We start from the raw sequence: 16,477 nt of genomic DNA on the forward strand, positions 1-16,477 counted from the left end.
TCAGGAGACGAGCCGATGAACTTCGACTACACGCCGAAAGTGGAGGCGTTGCGCGCGAGATTGCTCGCTTTCTTCGACGCGCATATCTATCCGAACGAGAACGCATTTCGCGACGAGATCGCCGCCAATCGCGCGGCCGGCAACGCGTGGGTTCCGACGCGCCTCATCGAAGCGTTGAAGGACAAAGCGCGCGGCGAAGGGCTGTGGAACTTGTTCCTGCCGGCGTCGGAACGCGGCGCCGGTCTGACGAATCTCGAATACGCGCCGCTTTGCGAGATCATGGGCCGCGTGCCGTGGGCGCCCGAAGTCTTCAATTGCAGCGCGCCCGACACGGGCAATATGGAAACGATCGAACGCTACGGCACGGATGCGCAAAAAGCCCAATGGCTAGAACCGCTCTTGCGCGGCGAGATCCGCTCGGCGTTTTTGATGACCGAGCCGGAAGTCGCGTCATCGGATGCGACGAATATCCGCTGCAGCATCACGCGCGACGGCGACAGCTACGTCATCGACGGCCACAAGTGGTGGTCGTCCGGCGCGGGCGATCCGCGCTGCAAGGTGTTCATCGTGATGGGCAAGACAGACCCCGAGGCGCCGAAGCACGCGCAACAGTCGATGATTCTCGTGCCGGCGGATGCCGAAGGCATCACCGTGCATCGCCCGCTGAACGTGTTCGGCTACGACGACGCGCCGCACGGCCACATGGACATCACGCTCGACAAGGTTCGCGTGCCGGCCGCCAACATCTTGCTCGGCGAAGGTCGCGGGTTCGAAATCGCGCAGGGGCGGCTCGGTCCGGGACGCATCCATCATTGCATGCGGCTGATCGGACTCGCGGAGCGCGCATTGGAACTCATGGCGAAGCGCACGCTTTCGCGCGTCGCGTTCGGCAAGCCCGTCGCGCAACATGGCGTGACGCAGGAACGCATCGCCGAGGCGCGCATCATGATCGAGCAGGCGCGGCTGCTCACGCTAAAGGCCGCGTACATGATGGATACCGTCGGCAACAAGGGCGCGCGCGGCGAGATCGCGATGATCAAGGTGGTCGCGCCGAACGTGGCGTGTCAGGTGATCGACTGGGCGATTCAGGCGCACGGCGCGGCGGGCATCTGCGACGACTTCCCGCTCGCCTACGCGTATGCATCGGCGCGCACGTTGAGGCTCGCGGACGGGCCGGACGAAGTGCATCGCAATGCCATCGCGAAACTGGAACTGGCGAAATACCTGGAACCGCGCGACTGATTCACCGCTGGGAGTCCCGGGCGGATTCTGCACCGCGCGCGCAAACATGCTCTAATTTTCGCTGCCATTCCGCGAGCCGCGCGTGAATGCGTCACCTGCACGACTGAGGAGCGCACATGATCGACGTGTATAGCTGGCCGACGCCCAACGGGCACAAGATTCACATCATGCTGGAGGAAACCGGCCTCGAATACCGGGTCCATCCCGTCGATATCGGCGCGGGCGACCAGTTCAAACCCGACTTTCTCGCGATCAGCCCGAACAACAAGATTCCCGCGATCATCGACAACGACGGCCCGGAAGGCAAACCGTTCGCGTTATTCGAATCGGGCGCGATCCTCGTATATCTCGCAGAGAAGACCGGCAAACTGCTGCCCGCGGATGCGATCGGCCGCTACACGACGATTCAATGGCTCATGTTCCAGATGGGCGGCGTTGGACCGATGCTCGGGCAGACGCATCACTTCCGCAATTACGCGCCCGAGAAGATCGACTACGCGATCAACCGCTACACGAACGAAGCGCGCCGGCTGTATGGCGTGATGGACAAGCAACTCGGGGTCACGCAATACCTCGCCGGAAACGAGTACACGATTGCGGACATCGCGACCTTCCCGTGGACGCGTTCGTGGGAGAACCAGGGCATCGCGCTGGATGAATTCCCGAACGTGCGGCGCTGGTTCGATGCGATCGCGGCGCGCCCGGCCGTGGAGCGCGGCGTGCAGGTGCTGGCTCGCGAACGCAAGCCGTTCACCGACAAGGAGAAGGAAGTGCTGTTCGGCGCGACGCAGTACGCGAAGCGCTAGATCGCGGCAGGCGTCCGCAGGCCGAAGAGCGCAGCGGAATCCACCGTCAGCACCAGTTCGCCGTCCTGATTGTGCGCTTCCCAGCGTGTCGAGACGATGCCGCGATCGGGCTTGCTCTTCGACACGCGCTTATCCAGCACGCGCACGGTGAGCCGCACCGAATCGCCGACGCGCACGGGCTTGAGCCAGCGAATGTTGTCGAGACCGGGCGAGCCCATCGACGTCGAATCGGCGAGCATGTCGCGCACGAGAATGCCCATCATCGCGGAGCACGTGTTCCATCCGCTCGCGACGAGTCCGCCGAAATGCGACGCCCTGCCCGCTTCCTCCGACAGATGAAACGGCTGCGGATCGTAGCGGCTGGCGAACTCGATGATCTCCTCGCGGCTGAAGGTATGCGCGCTCAGCGTCACCGCCGCGCCGACTTCAAAATCCTCGAAGCTGTAGGTCATGGGTAGGTCCTCTTTTTAGCGTCAGACAATCGAAGGCGGCAGGAAGCGCCGGATCGCGCTCGAAGAAGCGGGACCCGTGCGATCGATACGGAGGAATTTGGTGACGATGCGAGACGAGACGGCTGCAAGACGGCAGCCGTGATACGCAACGAAGGAATGACGACTCATACGCGATGTCTCCTTGTCGGGCCAAAGCCGGGAAGACGCCGCGTCAGTCTTTACTGCAGCGGCTCCTTCAACGCGGCCGGCACGGGCAGCGGCATTACTTCGATGCCTTCTTCCAGCAAAGCGTGCGCGTCTTCGGGCGTCGTGACGCCGCGAATATTGCGCGCCGGCGCTTCGTTGTAGTGGATGCGCCGCGCCTCTTCGGCGAAACGTTCGCCCACGTTCTCGGTCTTCTCGATCAGCTCTCGCATGAACTGGAGCGCGCGCGCCTGCATGGCGGCCGCATCCGGCGATGCCTTCGGCGCTTGCGCCTGCGCCGACGCCTCCCCACGCGCCGAAGACAAATTCAGGCGCGGCGCGGACGGCATGCGACTGACATCCGTCGTCGAGCAAACGGGACACGCGACCAGCTTGCGGCCCAGTTGCGACTCGAATTCTTCGGTCGAAGCAAACCAGCCTTCAAAGCGATGTTCGTGCGAGCACTTTAAATCGAGGACCTTCATGCTGATGGGACTTCGGTGAGTTTATCTCAGAATCGCGTTTTGCGAACGGTCGTGCGCTGGTTCGTCATGCCGCGACGTACAGGAGCGAGCGACTTCAGATTCTAGCTGTTCGGCGCTTTCGCCGCCGAGCGCGAGCGTCAGAACGACAAAAGCGGCCAACGCGGCCGCTTTCCGTGATGACAGAGCCAGCCCGCGTCTTAAACAGCCGCCCTGCCCGCCTGCCATTCGCCCGAGCGGATCTTCTCCAGCCAGAACGCGCCGATGATGGTCTTGACGTCGCTGATCGTGCCGTCCTTGACCCACGCCATCAACTGCGCTTCGTCCGCAATGAACGTTTCGAGGAACTCGCCTTCGTCGAGCTTCGCGTCGCCAGCCGTGAGACCGCGCGCCAGATACAGGTCGATAAATTCCGTCGAATACGAAATGACCGGATGAATTCGCGTCAGAAAGATCCATTCGCGCGCGGTGTAGCCGGTTTCCTCCTGCAATTCGCGCTTGGCGCACGTCAACTCGTCCTCGTTCGGATCGAGCTTGCCTGCCGGGAATTCGAGCAGCACGCGCCCGACCGGATAGCGGAACTGACGTTCGAGCAGCACGCGGCCATCGTCGAAAACCGGCAGGATCATCACCGCGCCCGGATGCTCCACGAACTCGCGCGTGGCGTGCTTGCCGTCGGGCAACGCCACCGTATCGCGCTTGAGCGTGAGGAACTTGCCTTCATGCAGCGTGACGCTTTCGACCTTCTTCTCGATGAGGCCGTCGTCATTGTCGGAAACGGTGAACTGGTCTGCCATCTTGCACCCTGTGCCGGTTAAGCAAACAGCCGCCGAGGGCGCGAAGCCATCAGCGGCGTTTGACGAGATATTGATAGGTGAAGCCCGGAAACGCGAGCACCACGAACAGACTGAAGGTGATGGCGTAGAACTGCCATCCCTGATCGAAACGGTTGCCGGCGCGCGCTTCGAGCATGAAGCCGAGCGCGCCAACCACGAAGTAGAGAACGATCAACTCGCCGATCCTGATCCACGCGCTCTTCTTCGCCGCCTGATGGCGCGTCGGCGCCGGCAGCGGCACCGGCACGACAGCGAAAAGGCGCTGGTTCAGGAACGGCACGTTGGCGCCGACGAGCGCCAACAACACGATAAACCAGCCCGCAGCCGACATTACAGCGGCAGCGTATGCGTGATTGCTTGCAGGCACGCCGTCATCAGCGGGCCCGGAACCAGACCCAGCACGAGCACGGCCAAACCGTTGAACGCCAGCAGCGAACGATTGAGGCCATCCGCGACGATCGGCGATGCGTCTTGCGGCGCGTCGAAGTACATCAGCTTGACGATACGCAGGTAGTAGAACGCGCCCACGAGCGACGTCAGCACGGCCAGCACGGCGAGCCACGTCAGACCGGCGTTCATCGTCGCTTCGAGCACGGCGAGCTTCGCATAGAAGCCGACCGTCGGCGGAATGCCGGCAAGCGAGAACATCATGATCATCATGACGAACGCGAAGACCGGGCTGCGCTGGTTGAGGCCCTTGAAGTCGTCGATCTGTTCGGCTTCGAAGTCGCGGCGCGCGAGCAGCATCACGATGCCGAAGGTGCCGAGCGTCGTCACCAGATAGATGATGCTGTAGAACATCGCCGAGCTGTACGCGCCCGCAGCGCCCGTCACCTTGCCGTCGACCACGCCGGCCAGAAGGCCGAGCAGCACGAAGCCCATGTTCGAGATGGCCGAGTACGCCAGCATCCGCTTGATGTTCTTCTGCACGATACCCGTGACGTTGCCGACGATCAGCGACAGCGCCGCGAGAATCACCAGCATCTCCTGCCAGTCGACCGCGAACGGCAGCAGGCCCATCACCAGGAAGCGCAGGCCCCACGCGAACGCCGCGACCTTCGGGCCGCCGCCGGTCAGCAGCGTCATGGCCGTCGGCGCGCCTTGATAGACGTCGGGCACCCACATGTGGAACGGCACCGCGCCCATCTTGAACGCCACGCCCGCCACGATGAAGATCACGCCGAAGAGCAGCACCGCGTCATTGATGCGACCCGACGCCACGGCCTTCAGCACTTCGTTCAGTTCCAGCGAGCCGGTCGCGCCGTACAGCATCGAGATGCCGTAGAGCAGGAAGCCGGACGCGAGCGCGCCGAGCACGTAGTACTTCATCGCCGATTCGTTCGACTGCGGCACGTCCTTGCGCAGCGCGATGACCGCGTACAGCGACAGCGACATCAGTTCGAGACCGAGGTACAGCGTGAGGAAGTTGTTGCCCGAAATCATCACGCACTGGCCGAGCAGCGAGAACAGGCCTAGCAGGAAGAAGTCGCCGCGGAACAGATCGCGGTCTTCCAGATACTTGCGCGAGTAGATGATCGACACCGCATAACCGAGCGTCACGACCGCTTTCATCGCGCTCGCGAACGGATCGACGATATACATGCGCGCGAAGAAGTAATGCGGCGTCGGATCGAGCGCCGAGAACGCGAACCACACGCCGACGACGATGGTCGAGACCAGCGCGATCGCGTACGTCGTACGGCGGCTCGACGGACCGAACATCGTGTCGTTCAACCAGGCCACGACGACGGCGGCCATCAGGATGCCGTCGGGCAACAGGACACTCATAGGGGCGTTTTGCATGATCTTTTAGTTCCTCCGCACGGCGTTACTGAGCCAGCGGCAGCTTGGACTGCGCGACGTGGGAGAGCAGGTTTGCCACCGACTCGTGCATCACGTCGGTGAAGGGCTTCGGATGCAGGCCCATATAGAGCGTGAACAGCGCGAGCACGAGCAGCATGAACATTTCACGCTTGTTGATGTCCGCGAGCTTCGCGACGTGGTCGTTCGCAACGGCGCCAAAATACACGCGCTTGTACATCCACAGCGTGTAGGCCGCGCCGAGAATCAGCGTGAACGTGGCGAGGAAGCCGATCCAGAAGTTGAACTTCACGGCAGCCAGAATCACCATGAACTCGCCGACGAAACCCGAGGTGCCCGGCAGACCGCAGTTGGCCATCGCGAACAGCATCGAGAACGCGGCGAACTTCGGCATGGTGTTCACGACGCCGCCGTAATCCGCGATCTGACGCGAATGCACGCGGTCGTACAGCACGCCGATGGACAGGAACATCGCGCCCGAGACGAAGCCGTGCGAGATCATCTGGATGATCGCGCCTTCCACGCCGAGCTGGCTAAAGATGAAGAAGCCGAGCGTGACGAAGCCCATGTGCGCGATCGACGAATACGCGACGAGCTTCTTCATGTCGGCCTGCACCATTGCGACGAGACCGATATAGATGACCGCGATGAGCGACAGCGTGATGACGACCGGCGCGAGGAAGTGGCTCGCGTCCGGCGCGATCGGCAGCGAGAAGCGCAGGAACCCGTATGCGCCGAGCTTCAGCATGATAGCCGCCAGCACGACGGAACCGCCGGTCGGTGCTTCGACGTGCGCGTCCGGCAGCCAGGTGTGAACCGGCCACATCGGCACCTTCACGGCGAACGCCAGGAAGAACGCGATAAAGAGCAACACCTGCGGCGTCATGCCGATCTTAGCGGCTTGCCACGTGGCGAGGTCGAACGTGTGCGTCTGCGTGTACAGGTACAGCAACGCGACCAGCATCAGGAGCGAGCCGGCGAGCGTGTACAGGAAGAACTTGAACGCCGCATACACGCGATTCGGGCCGCCCCACACGCCGATGATGATGTACATCGGAATGAGCGTGGCTTCGAAGAACACGTAGAACAGCAGGCCGTCGGCCGTGGAGAACACGCCGATCATGATGCCCGAGAGGATCAGGAACGCGGCCATGTACTGCGAGACGCGCTCCGTGATGACTTCCCACCCGGCGATCACGACGATCACGGTGATGAGCGCGGTCAGCACGACGAACCACATCGAGATGCCGTCGACACCCAGGTGATACGTGATGTTGAACCGCTCGATCCAGTTCGCCTGTTCGACGAATTGCAGCGCGGCGCTCGACGTATCGAAGCCGGTGATCAGCGGAAGGGTCACGATCAAACCGAGAACCGAGCCGATCAGCGCGACCCAGCGCGCGGGCGCCGGGTTACGGTCAGAACCTACAGCCAGGACCAGGACGCCGAAGATGATCGGCAGCCAGATCGCGACACTGAGAATCGGAAAAGAGTGCATAGGGTCCCTCGCCTTATTTGCCGCCGAGCGTTACAAACAGGGTCAAGAGCCCCAACATGCCGATAATCATGGCGAACGCGTAGTGATAGATGTAACCGGATTGAAGGAAGCGGATCACACCGGCGAACCAGGCGACGAACCGCGCACTGCCGTTGACGACGCCGTCGATGACGACGACATCGCCCTCTTTCCACAGCCCGCGGCCGATGGCGACCGCGCCCCGGGCGAAGACCACTTCGTTGATCTTGTCGAAGTAGTACTTGTTGTCGAGCAGCGTGTAGATAGGGCCGAAGCGGCGGCGGATGACCGGCGGCAGATCCGGGCGCTTCATGTACAGGAACCACGCGACGATCACGCCCGCGAGCGCCAGCCACACCGGCAGGCCCGCGACCGAATGCAGGCCCATCGGGAACCAGCCGTGGAACTCTTCGGCCATTTCGCGCATGCCTTCGTGGTTCTCGGCGATGTAAATGACCTTGTCGAACACGACGCCGTGCGAGAAGAAGTCGCCGAAGAGCATCGGGCCGATCATGATCGCGCCGATGATGACCGACGGAATCGCCAGCAGAACGAGCGGCAGCGTGACGACCCACGGGCTTTCGTGCGGTTCGTGTGCGTGGCCGTGGCCGTGGCCGTGGCCGTGGTCATCGTGGCCGTGGCCGTGGCCGTGTGCGTGACCATGATTATCGCTACCGTGGCCCTGGCCATGCGTCGCCTCTTCCGCGCCCATCGGCGAGTCCGGATGCTTCGGACCGCGGAACCGTTCCTTGCCGTGGAACACGAGGAAGTACATGCGGAACGAATACAGCGCCGTGACGAAGACGCTCGCCACCACCGCGAAATACGCGAAACCCGAACCCGGCAGATGCGAGAGCTTCACCGCATCGATGATCGAATCCTTCGAATAGAAGCCCGAGAAGAACGGCGTGCCGATCAGCGCGAGCGAACCGATCAGCGACGTGATCCACGTAATCGGCATGTACTTGGCCAGACCGCCCATGTTGCGCATGTCCTGGTCATGGTGCATGCCGATGATGACCGAACCGGCGCCGAGGAACAGCAGCGCCTTGAAGAACGCGTGCGTGCCCAAGTGGAACACCGCGACCGGGTACGCCGAGACGCCGAGCGCGACCGTCATGTAGCCGAGCTGCGAGAGCGTCGAATACGCGACCACGCGCTTGATGTCGTTCTGCACGACGCCGAGGAAGCCCATGAACAACGCCGTGATCGCGCCGATCACCGTCACGAACGACAGCGCGGCATCCGAATGCTCGAAGAGCGGCGACATGCGCGTCACCATGAAGATACCGGCCGTCACCATCGTTGCCGCGTGGATCAGCGCGGAGATCGGCGTCGGGCCTTCCATCGAGTCCGGCAGCCACACGTGCAGCGGGAACTGCGCGGACTTACCCATCGCGCCGATGAAGAGGCAGATGCACGCCACGGTCAGCAGGCCCCAGCTCGTGCCCGGGAACGACATGGCCGCGAGCTTTTCGCCTTGCGCGAAGACGTCGCCGTAGTTCAGCGAACCCGCGAACGCCAGCAGCAGGCCGATGCCGAGCAGGAAGCCGAAGTCACCGACGCGGTTGACGATGAACGCCTTCATGTTCGCGTAGATCGCGCTTTCACGGGTGAAGTAGAAGCCGATCAGCAGATACGAGACGAGACCCACCGCTTCCCAGCCGAAGAACAGCTGCAGGAAGTTGTTGCTCATCACGAGCATCAGCATCGAGAACGTGAAGAGCGAAATGTACGAGAAGAAGCGCTGATAGCCGTCTTCTTCCGCCATGTAGCCGATGGTGTAGATGTGCACCATCAGCGAGACGAAGGTCACGATGACCATCATCATCGCCGTCAGCGAATCGACGAGGAAGCCGACTTCCATCTTCAGCGACCCCATCGTCATCCATTCGTAGACGGTGCCGTTGAAGCTCGCGCCCATCATCACGTCGTAGAACACGAACGCGGACAGGATGAACGAGATGAAGACGCCGAGAATGGTGACGCGGTGCGAGCCCTTGCGCCCCACCGTCTTCCCGAGCAGCCCCGCGATCAGCGAGCCCGCGAGCGGAGCCAGCGGGACCGCGAGCAGGAGGTTTTCATTGAGTGTCGTGGACATAACAGCCTAGCCTGAAATTAACCTTTGAGCTGATCGAGGTCCTCGACGTTGATCGTGTCGAGGCTACGGAACAGGGTCACGAGAATCGCGAGACCGATCGCGGCTTCCGCAGCGGCCACGGTCAGGACGAAGAACACGAAAATCTGGCCGTGCACGTCGCCCAGATAATGCGAGAACGCGACGAAATTGGTGTTCACCGCAAGCAGCATCAGTTCGATGGCCATCAGGATGATGATGACGTTGCGGCGGTTCAGGAAGATGCCGACGATGCTGATCGCGAAAAGGATCGCGCCGAGCACGAGGTAATGGGCAAGACTCAACATGTTTGTTCTCTCCTTCGCGCTCAGCCCTTGTTATCCACCACGCCCGCGCCGATGTTCCCGGTCACGGCAGGTTCCACCGTTGCATCCGGCGCCTGCGTTTCGGCGGGCATCTTCACGAGGCGCACGCGGTCCTGACGGCGAACCTTCACTTGCTTGCTGACGGTTTGCGTCTTCTTGTCCTTCTTGTCGCGCACGGTCAGCGAGATGGCCGCGATGATCGCCACCAGCAGCACCAGACCCGCGATTTCGAACGCGAAGATGTAGTCCGTGTAAATGACCTTGCCGATGAGCTGCGTATTCGGCATCAGCGCCGCGCCGCTCACGCCGGCGCCCGCGGCAGCCGTGCCCGCATCACGCAGCGGCGTGACCGTCGCGCCGTAGCCGTGCCACAGAATCAGCGCCGTTTCGATGACGATGATCGCGCCGACGATGGTCGCGAGCGGCACGAAACGCCTGAAGTCGCGCCGCAGCACGTCGATGTTGATGTCGAGCATCATCACGACGAAGAGGAAGAGCACCATTACCGCGCCGACGTACACGAGAACCAGCAGGATCGCGAGGAATTCGGCTTGCAGCAGCATCCAGATCGCGGCCGCGTTGAAGAACGCGAGCACGAGAAAGAGCGCGGATGACACCGGATTGCGCGAGGTGATCACCTTCAGCGCGGACACGGTCAGCAGCAGCGCGAAGATATAGAACAGTACGGTTGTGAATTCCATGATTACCGGTTCATCGTTAGGCCATCATCAGGCAGGGTGTGTCAGCGCGCGGCGCAACGCGCCAACAACAGCAAAATCGCTTTGACTTCGACTCGGACGCCGGCGCGACGCCGACATCCGCTTCGCATCAACGGTAAGGCGCGTCGGCCGCCTTCGATGCGGCGATTTCCGTCTCGTAGCGATCGCCCACTGCAAGCAGCATGTCCTTCGTGAAATACAGATCGCCGCGCTTTTCGCCGTGATATTCGAGGATATGCGTCTCGACGATCGAATCGACCGGGCAGCTCTCTTCGCAGAAGCCGCAGAAGATGCACTTGGTCAGGTCGATGTCGTAGCGCGTCGTGCGACGGGTATTGTCCGCGCGCGTTTCCGATTCGATGGTGATCGCGAGCGCCGGGCACACCGCTTCGCACAGCTTGCACGCGATGCAGCGCTCTTCGCCGTTTTCATAGCGGCGCAGCGCGTGCAGTCCGCGAAAGCGCGGCGACACCGGCGTCTTTTCTTCCGGGAACTGCACCGTGATCTTGCGCTGGAACGTGTAACGGCCCGTCAGCGCCAGACCCTTCAGCAGTTCGGTCAGGAAGAAGGTCTTAAAGAAGTTCTGAATTGCGTTCATGATGTTTGGTCCGCTCTTGTCCTCGGTTCGTCCGACTACTTCCAGATGTTGAGCGGCGACATGATCCAGAAGCCGATCACGACCACCCACACTACCGAGACCGGCAGGAACACCTTCCAGCCGAGACGCATGATCTGGTCATAGCGGTAGCGCGGGAACGTCGCGCGGGCCCAGATGAAGACTGACAGCAGGAAGAAAACCTTCAGCACGAACCAGAACACGCCCGGGATGAACGACAGGAAGCCGAACGGCGCGTCCCAGCCGCCCAGGAACAGGGTCGTCGCGATCGCCGAGATCACGATCATGTTGATGTACTCGGCGAGGAAGAACAGCGCGAACGCCATGCCCGAGTAGTCGATCATGTGGCCCGCGACGATTTCCGATTCGCCTTCCACCACGTCGAACGGATGACGGTTCGTTTCAGCGATGCCCGAGATGAAGTACACGACGAACATCGGCAGAAGCGGCAGCCAGTTCCACGACAGGATGTTGACGCCGAAGCCCGCGAAGATGCCGCGCTGCTGCGAAGCGACGATATCCGACATGTTCAGCGTGCCCGCGACCATCAACACCACGACGAGCGCGAAGCCCATCGAGATCTCGTAGGACACCATCTGCGCCGCTGCGCGCATGGCGCCGAGGAACGCGTACTTCGAGTTGGACGCCCAGCCCGCGAGAATCACGCCGTACACGCCGATCGACGAGATCGCCATGATGTAGAGGAGACCCGCGTTGATGTTGCCGAGCACGGCTTTCGCCTGGAACGGAATCACCGCCCAGACCGCGAAGGCCGGCACTACGGTCATGATCGGCGCGATGACGTAGATCCATTTGCTCGCCTGCGTCGGCTGAATGACTTCCTTCAGCAGCAGCTTGAGCACGTCCGCGATTGGCTGCAGCAACCCTGCCGGGCCGACGCGGTTCGGGCCGAGACGGACGTGCATCCAGCCGATGAGCTTGCGTTCCCAAAGAATCAGGTACGCGACGCACAGCAGGATCACCACCGCAACCACCAGGATGCGCACCAGCGCCCACACGGTCGGCCAGGCAACGCCCAGAAGCTGCGTGCCGCCTGCGTTGATCGTATCGAACAAGCCCATTTACGCCTTCTCCACTACCAGTTCACCGAACAGGCCGCCGAGTGCGGCGCCAGCCGCGGTAGCCGCCGACACGCGCACCACCGTTTCCGCCAGGTTCGCGTCGCGAACCGCGGGCATCACCACCGACAGGTCGCCTTGCTTGATGCGCACGGCGTCGCCGTCCTTCAGGCCGAGCTTGTCGAAGAGCGTCGTCGGCAGGCCGGCGACATTCGCGTCGCGTGCGGCTGCCGTCAGATGCAGCGACGGCGCGCGGCGCACGAGCGGGTCGGCGTGATAGATCGGCACGTCGGCGAGACGCTCGAAGCCGCTCTTAACCGAAATGTTCGATGCAGCGCGCTTCGGTGCGACCGTCGTCTTGTTCGACAGACGCGCGGCCAGGTCGCCCGTGCCGAGCGCCGCGACGCGCACTTCTTCCGCCGTATCGAATTCGAAGCCCGGCAGGCCGAGCATCGTGCCTAGCACGCGCAGTACCTTCCAGCCCGGACGCGTCTCGCCCAATGCCCGGACGACGCCGTTGAACGACTGCGCCGTGCCTTCCGCGTTGACGAACGTGCCCGACGTCTCCGTGAACGGCGCGATGGGCAGCAGCACGTCGGCGTACTCCATGCCGTGCTTGAACGGCGACATCACGACCACCATCTCGGCTGCCTTCAGCGCCGCGACGGCCTGCGCCGGGTTCGCCGCATCCAGTTCCGGCTCCGCGTTGAAGAGCACGTAGCCTTTGCGCGGTTGTTCGAACGCCGCGCGGGCGTCGAGACCGCCCTCGCCCGGCAGCGCATCGACGAGATAACCGCCCACCGAATTCGCGCCTTCGGTCAGGAAGCCGAGCGTCGCGCCGGTGTTGTCGGCGATCCACTGCGCCGCCGCCTGAATCTGCGCGAAGTCCGGATGCTGGACCGCCACATTGCCGAGCAGCACGACACGCTTCTCGCCCGCCGACAACGAAGCCGCCACGTCCTTCGCGGCCGCCGACACTTCGCGACCAGCAAATGCGTCCGGCAGCGCGACGCCGCGCGCTTCGGAGATCGCACCCGCGATGCCAGCGAGCTGATCGAGCCACGCCGAGGGCGCCGCGACCAGACGGTGCGCGGTCGGGATCAGCGAATCGTCGTTGCTCGCGTTCAGGAACGTGAGCATCGCGCCGTTCTTCGCTGCCTGACGCAGACGCGCGGCGAAAAGCGGATGATCGCGGCGCAGGAACGAGCCGATAACGAACGCCGTATCGACGTTCGACAGGTCGGCGATCTTCACGCCGAGCCACGGCGCGCCCGCGCCCACCGGCGCGGAAAAGTCGTTCTGACGCAGGCGGAAATCGACGTTCGGCGAGCCGACGCCTTCCGCGAACTGCTTCAGCAGATACAGTTCTTCGACCGTACTATGCGGCGTCGCGAGCGCGGCGATGGCGTTCGCGCCATGATCCGCCTTGATGCCCTTGATGCCTTTCGCCACGTACTCGAGCGCCGTCTGCCAGTCCGTTTCGATCCACTTGCCGCCCTGCTTGAGCATCGGCGTGGTGAGACGTTCGTCGCTATTGAGCGCTTCGTACGAGAAGCGGTCCTTGTCCGAGATCCAGCATTCGTTGATGGCTTCGTTTTCCATCGGCAGAACGCGCATCACGCGGTTGTTCTTCACCTGGACGACCAGGTTCGAACCGACGGAATCGTGCGGGCTCACCGACTTGCGGCGCGACAATTCCCACGTCCGCGCGCTGTAGCGGAACGGCTTGCTCGTAAGCGCGCCGACGGGGCACAGGTCGATCATGTTGCCCGACAGCTCCGAATCCACCGTCTTGCCGACGAACGACGTGATTTCCGAATGCTCGCCGCGGCCCAGCATGCCGAGTTCCATGACGCCGGCGATTTCCTGGCCGAAGCGCACGCAGCGCGTGCAGTGGATGCAGCGCGTCATCTCTTCCATCGAGATGAGCGGGCCCACGTTCTTGTGGAACACCACGCGCTTTTCTTCGTTGTAGCGCGACTGGGACTTGCCGTAACCCACGGCCAGATCCTGCAACTGGCACTCGCCGCCCTGATCGCAGATCGGACAATCCAGCGGGTGATTGATCAGCAGGAATTCCATCACCGACTGTTGCGCCTTCACGGCCTTGTCGGAGGCGGTCCGCACGACCATGCCGGCCGAAACGGGCGTGGCGCACGCGGGGACGGCCTTCGGCATCTTTTCGACTTCGACGAGGCACATCCGGCAGTTCGCCGCGATCGACAGCTTCTTGTGATAGCAGAAGTGAGGAATGTACGTATCGACCTTGTGCGCAGCCTGGATCACCATGCTGCCTTCGGGCACCTCGACCGTCTTGCCGTCAATTTCTAGTTCAACCATGATGGGGAATGGTCCTCAACCTCTTTCGCGCAACTGACTGTGCGCCTGATTACGCGGTAAGCGCCTCGGACGCCGCATGATGCGCGTGCCCGCCGACGAGACAGTGCTTGTGCTCGACGTGATATTCGAATTCGTTCCAGAAGTGCTTCAGCATGCCGCGCACCGGCATGGCCGCCGCATCGCCGAGCGCGCAGATCGTGCGGCCCATGATGTTTTCGGCGACAGAATTCAGCAGATCCAGGTCTTCCTTGCGGCCGAGTCCGTGCTCGATGCGATGCACCACGCGATACAGCCAGCCCGTGCCTTCGCGGCAAGGCGTGCATTGACCGCACGACTCTTCGTAATAGAAGTACGACAGGCGCAGCAACGAACGCACCATACAGCGCGTTTCGTTCATGACGATGACCGCGCCCGAGCCGAGCATCGAACCCGCCTTGGCGATCGAATCGTAGTCCATATCGGTCGCGAGCATCATCTCGCCCGGCACCACCGGCGCCGACGATCCGCCCGGAATCACCGCCTTGATCGACTCGCCGCGCACGCCGCCGGCCAGTTCCATCAGCGTCGAAAACGGCGTGCCGAGCGGAATTTCATAGTTGCCCGGACGATTCACGTCGCCCGACACCGAGAAAATCTTCGTGCCGCCGTTGTTCGGCTTGCCGATCTCGAGGTAATTCTGCGGCCCGATTTCCAGCAGGAACGGCACCGCAGCGAACGTCTCGGTGTTGTTGATGGTGGTCGGCTTGCCGTAGACGCCGAAGCTCGCCGGGAAAGGCGGCTTGAAGCGCGGCTGGCCTTTTTTGCCTTCCAGCGATTCGAGCAGCGCGGTTTCTTCGCCGCAGATGTATGCGCCGTAACCGTGGTGAGCGTACAACTCGAACGAGAAGCCGGAGCCGAGGATGTTCGCGCCGAGATAGCCGGCAGCGCGCGCTTCTTCCAGCGCCGCTTCGAATACCTTATAGACTTCCCAGATCTCGCCGTGGATATAGTTGTAGCCGACGGTGATGCCCATCGCATACGCGCCGATGGCCATGCCTTCGATCAGCGCATGCGGGTTCCAGCGAAGAATGTCGCGGTCCTTGAACGTGCCCGGCTCGCCTTCGTCGGAATTGCAGACGAGATACTTCTGCCCCGGAAACTGACGCGGCATGAAGCTCCACTTCAGGCCCGTCGGGAAGCCCGCGCCGCCGCGACCGCGCAGACCCGACGCCTTCACGTCGGCAATCACCTGCTCGGGCGGAATCTTCTCTTCCAGAATGCGGCGCAGCTGCTTATAGCCGCCGCGCGCAACGTAATCTTCGAGATGCCAGTTCTCGCCATTGAGGCCAGCGAGGATCAGCGGCTTGATGTGACGATCGTGGAGAGACGTCATTTCGAAAGTTCCTCGATCAACTCGTCGATCTTCTCGCGGCTCATGAAGCTGCACATGCGGTGGTTGTTCACCAGGACGACAGGCGCATCGCCGCACGCGCCGAAGCACTCGCCTTCTTTCAGCGTGAACTTGCCGTCGGGCGTGGTTTCGCCGAAATCGATGCCGAGCTTCTGCCGGAGATACTGAGCAGCACTATCCGAGCCGCCGTCCGGACCGAGCTGGCAGGGCAAGTTCGTGCAGAGCGTGATCTTGTGCTTACCAACCGGCGCGAGCTCGTACATCGTGTAGAACGTGGCGACTTCCTGCACCGCGACAGGCGGCATGCTCAGATAGTCGGCTACGAACTTCATGAGTTCGGGCGAGAGCCATCCGTGCTCTTCCTGAGCGACAGCAAGCGCAGCCATCACCGCCGACTGCTTCTGCTCGGCGGGATACTTCGCGATCGCACGATCGATTTCTTTCAGGCCTTCAGCTGAGATCATTTTCAGACACGACTCTTTCAATTCCTACCGAACGAAAACCTGCCGCGGGCATCTTATTGCGGCAGACCTGGCGTCCTGCGGTTTCCTGT

At 62.4% G+C, this 16,477-nt stretch carries 17 protein-coding genes; 2 read left to right on the forward strand and 15 right to left on the reverse strand.

The window, feature by feature from the left end; all coding sequences use genetic code 11:
- Positions 1-15 precede the first annotated feature (15 nt).
- Both HWX53_RS19760 and HWX53_RS19765 read left to right on the forward strand, forming a co-directional pair.
- On the forward strand, positions 16-1,242 hold the full coding sequence (locus HWX53_RS19760; RefSeq protein ID WP_175944078.1) for an acyl-CoA dehydrogenase family protein: 1,227 nt from the start codon (positions 16-18) through the stop codon (positions 1,240-1,242).
- Positions 1,243-1,358: 116 nt separating this feature from the next.
- Complete coding sequence (locus HWX53_RS19765) at positions 1,359-2,048, forward strand: glutathione binding-like protein (protein WP_175944080.1); 690 nt, start codon at positions 1,359-1,361, stop codon at positions 2,046-2,048.
- Here HWX53_RS19765 and HWX53_RS19770 read toward each other — a convergent pair.
- The 15 genes from HWX53_RS19770 to nuoE form a co-directional block, all read right to left on the reverse strand.
- The gene (locus HWX53_RS19770; protein ID WP_175944082.1) at positions 2,045-2,500 is read right to left on the reverse strand and encodes a MaoC family dehydratase; all 456 of its coding nucleotides are present in this window, start codon (positions 2,498-2,500) and stop codon (positions 2,045-2,047) included. The two genes, HWX53_RS19765 and HWX53_RS19770, sit on opposite strands and share 4 nt — an antisense overlap.
- 21 nt (positions 2,501-2,521) lie before the next feature.
- Positions 2,522-2,668: a hypothetical protein gene (locus tag HWX53_RS19775; RefSeq protein WP_175944084.1), complete on the reverse strand. Its 147-nt coding sequence runs from the start codon at positions 2,666-2,668 to the stop codon at positions 2,522-2,524.
- A gap of 50 nt (positions 2,669-2,718) precedes the next feature.
- A complete protein-coding gene (locus HWX53_RS19780) occupies positions 2,719-3,168 on the reverse strand; it encodes a DUF1178 family protein (RefSeq protein WP_175944086.1) in 450 nt (149 codons plus the stop codon).
- 197 nt (positions 3,169-3,365) lie between these two features.
- Positions 3,366-3,962, reverse strand: coding sequence for an NUDIX hydrolase (locus tag HWX53_RS19785; RefSeq protein ID WP_175944088.1), 597 nt, complete (start codon positions 3,960-3,962; stop codon positions 3,366-3,368).
- Positions 3,963-4,011: 49 nt separating this feature from the next.
- Entirely contained in the window at positions 4,012-4,332 is a 321-nt protein-coding gene (locus tag HWX53_RS19790; RefSeq protein ID WP_175944090.1) for a DUF2818 family protein, read from the reverse strand.
- Positions 4,332-5,804, reverse strand: coding sequence for an NADH-quinone oxidoreductase subunit NuoN (gene nuoN / locus HWX53_RS19795; protein ID WP_175944092.1), 1,473 nt, complete (start codon positions 5,802-5,804; stop codon positions 4,332-4,334). The genes HWX53_RS19790 and nuoN overlap by 1 nt, the downstream gene beginning before the upstream one ends.
- A gap of 25 nt (positions 5,805-5,829) precedes the next feature.
- Positions 5,830-7,320 (reverse strand): NADH-quinone oxidoreductase subunit M, encoded by a 1,491-nt coding sequence (locus HWX53_RS19800; RefSeq protein ID WP_175944094.1) that lies wholly within the window; start codon positions 7,318-7,320, stop codon positions 5,830-5,832.
- Between the two features lie 13 nt (positions 7,321-7,333).
- A complete protein-coding gene (gene nuoL / locus HWX53_RS19805; RefSeq protein ID WP_175944096.1) occupies positions 7,334-9,439 on the reverse strand; it encodes an NADH-quinone oxidoreductase subunit L in 2,106 nt (701 codons plus the stop codon).
- A 17-nt stretch (positions 9,440-9,456) separates the two neighbouring features.
- Positions 9,457-9,762: an NADH-quinone oxidoreductase subunit NuoK gene (gene nuoK, locus HWX53_RS19810; RefSeq protein WP_007588140.1), complete on the reverse strand. Its 306-nt coding sequence runs from the start codon at positions 9,760-9,762 to the stop codon at positions 9,457-9,459.
- A 20-nt stretch (positions 9,763-9,782) separates the two neighbouring features.
- Positions 9,783-10,481 (reverse strand): NADH-quinone oxidoreductase subunit J, encoded by a 699-nt coding sequence (locus HWX53_RS19815; RefSeq protein WP_175944098.1) that lies wholly within the window; start codon positions 10,479-10,481, stop codon positions 9,783-9,785.
- A gap of 127 nt (positions 10,482-10,608) precedes the next feature.
- A complete protein-coding gene (nuoI, locus tag HWX53_RS19820; RefSeq protein ID WP_159836462.1) occupies positions 10,609-11,097 on the reverse strand; it encodes an NADH-quinone oxidoreductase subunit NuoI in 489 nt (162 codons plus the stop codon).
- Between the two features lie 35 nt (positions 11,098-11,132).
- On the reverse strand, positions 11,133-12,197 hold the full coding sequence (nuoH, locus tag HWX53_RS19825; RefSeq protein ID WP_175944100.1) for an NADH-quinone oxidoreductase subunit NuoH: 1,065 nt from the start codon (positions 12,195-12,197) through the stop codon (positions 11,133-11,135).
- A complete protein-coding gene (gene nuoG, locus HWX53_RS19830) occupies positions 12,198-14,534 on the reverse strand; it encodes an NADH-quinone oxidoreductase subunit NuoG (RefSeq protein WP_175944102.1) in 2,337 nt (778 codons plus the stop codon).
- A gap of 49 nt (positions 14,535-14,583) precedes the next feature.
- The gene (gene nuoF, locus HWX53_RS19835; RefSeq protein ID WP_175944104.1) at positions 14,584-15,906 is read right to left on the reverse strand and encodes an NADH-quinone oxidoreductase subunit NuoF; all 1,323 of its coding nucleotides are present in this window, start codon (positions 15,904-15,906) and stop codon (positions 14,584-14,586) included.
- A complete protein-coding gene (nuoE, locus tag HWX53_RS19840; protein ID WP_175944106.1) occupies positions 15,903-16,388 on the reverse strand; it encodes an NADH-quinone oxidoreductase subunit NuoE in 486 nt (161 codons plus the stop codon). The genes nuoF and nuoE overlap by 4 nt, the downstream gene beginning before the upstream one ends.
- Positions 16,389-16,477: the final 89 nt, after the last annotated feature.

This window comes from Caballeronia sp. BCC1704 (genome assembly GCF_902833455.1).
Lineage (GTDB): Bacteria > Pseudomonadota > Gammaproteobacteria > Burkholderiales > Burkholderiaceae > Caballeronia.

Bases quoted from the DNA above. Each gene is read 5' to 3' on its own strand.
- HWX53_RS19770 (WP_175944082.1), bottom strand. From the start codon at position 2,500: ATGACCTACAGCTTCGAGGATTTTGAAGTCGGCGCGGCGGTGACGCTG.
- nuoH (WP_175944100.1), bottom strand. From the start codon at position 12,197: ATGGGCTTGTTCGATACGATCAACGCAGGCGGCACGCAGCTTCTGGGC.
- HWX53_RS19815 (WP_175944098.1), bottom strand. From the start codon at position 10,481: ATGGAATTCACAACCGTACTGTTCTATATCTTCGCGCTGCTGCTGACC.
- HWX53_RS19765 (WP_175944080.1), top strand. From the start codon at position 1,359: ATGATCGACGTGTATAGCTGGCCGACGCCCAACGGGCACAAGATTCAC.
- HWX53_RS19760 (WP_175944078.1), top strand. From the start codon at position 16: ATGAACTTCGACTACACGCCGAAAGTGGAGGCGTTGCGCGCGAGATTG.
- HWX53_RS19800 (WP_175944094.1), bottom strand. From the start codon at position 7,320: ATGCACTCTTTTCCGATTCTCAGTGTCGCGATCTGGCTGCCGATCATC.
- nuoF (WP_175944104.1), bottom strand. From the start codon at position 15,906: ATGACGTCTCTCCACGATCGTCACATCAAGCCGCTGATCCTCGCTGGC.
- nuoN (WP_175944092.1), bottom strand. From the start codon at position 5,804: ATGCAAAACGCCCCTATGAGTGTCCTGTTGCCCGACGGCATCCTGATG.
- HWX53_RS19785 (WP_175944088.1), bottom strand. From the start codon at position 3,962: ATGGCAGACCAGTTCACCGTTTCCGACAATGACGACGGCCTCATCGAG.
- nuoL (WP_175944096.1), bottom strand. From the start codon at position 9,439: ATGTCCACGACACTCAATGAAAACCTCCTGCTCGCGGTCCCGCTGGCT.
- nuoK (WP_007588140.1), bottom strand. From the start codon at position 9,762: ATGTTGAGTCTTGCCCATTACCTCGTGCTCGGCGCGATCCTTTTCGCG.
- nuoI (WP_159836462.1), bottom strand. From the start codon at position 11,097: ATGAACGCAATTCAGAACTTCTTTAAGACCTTCTTCCTGACCGAACTG.
- HWX53_RS19790 (WP_175944090.1), bottom strand. From the start codon at position 4,332: ATGTCGGCTGCGGGCTGGTTTATCGTGTTGTTGGCGCTCGTCGGCGCC.
- nuoE (WP_175944106.1), bottom strand. From the start codon at position 16,388: ATGATCTCAGCTGAAGGCCTGAAAGAAATCGATCGTGCGATCGCGAAG.
- nuoG (WP_175944102.1), bottom strand. From the start codon at position 14,534: ATGGTTGAACTAGAAATTGACGGCAAGACGGTCGAGGTGCCCGAAGGC.
- HWX53_RS19775 (WP_175944084.1), bottom strand. From the start codon at position 2,668: ATGAGTCGTCATTCCTTCGTTGCGTATCACGGCTGCCGTCTTGCAGCC.
- HWX53_RS19780 (WP_175944086.1), bottom strand. From the start codon at position 3,168: ATGAAGGTCCTCGATTTAAAGTGCTCGCACGAACATCGCTTTGAAGGC.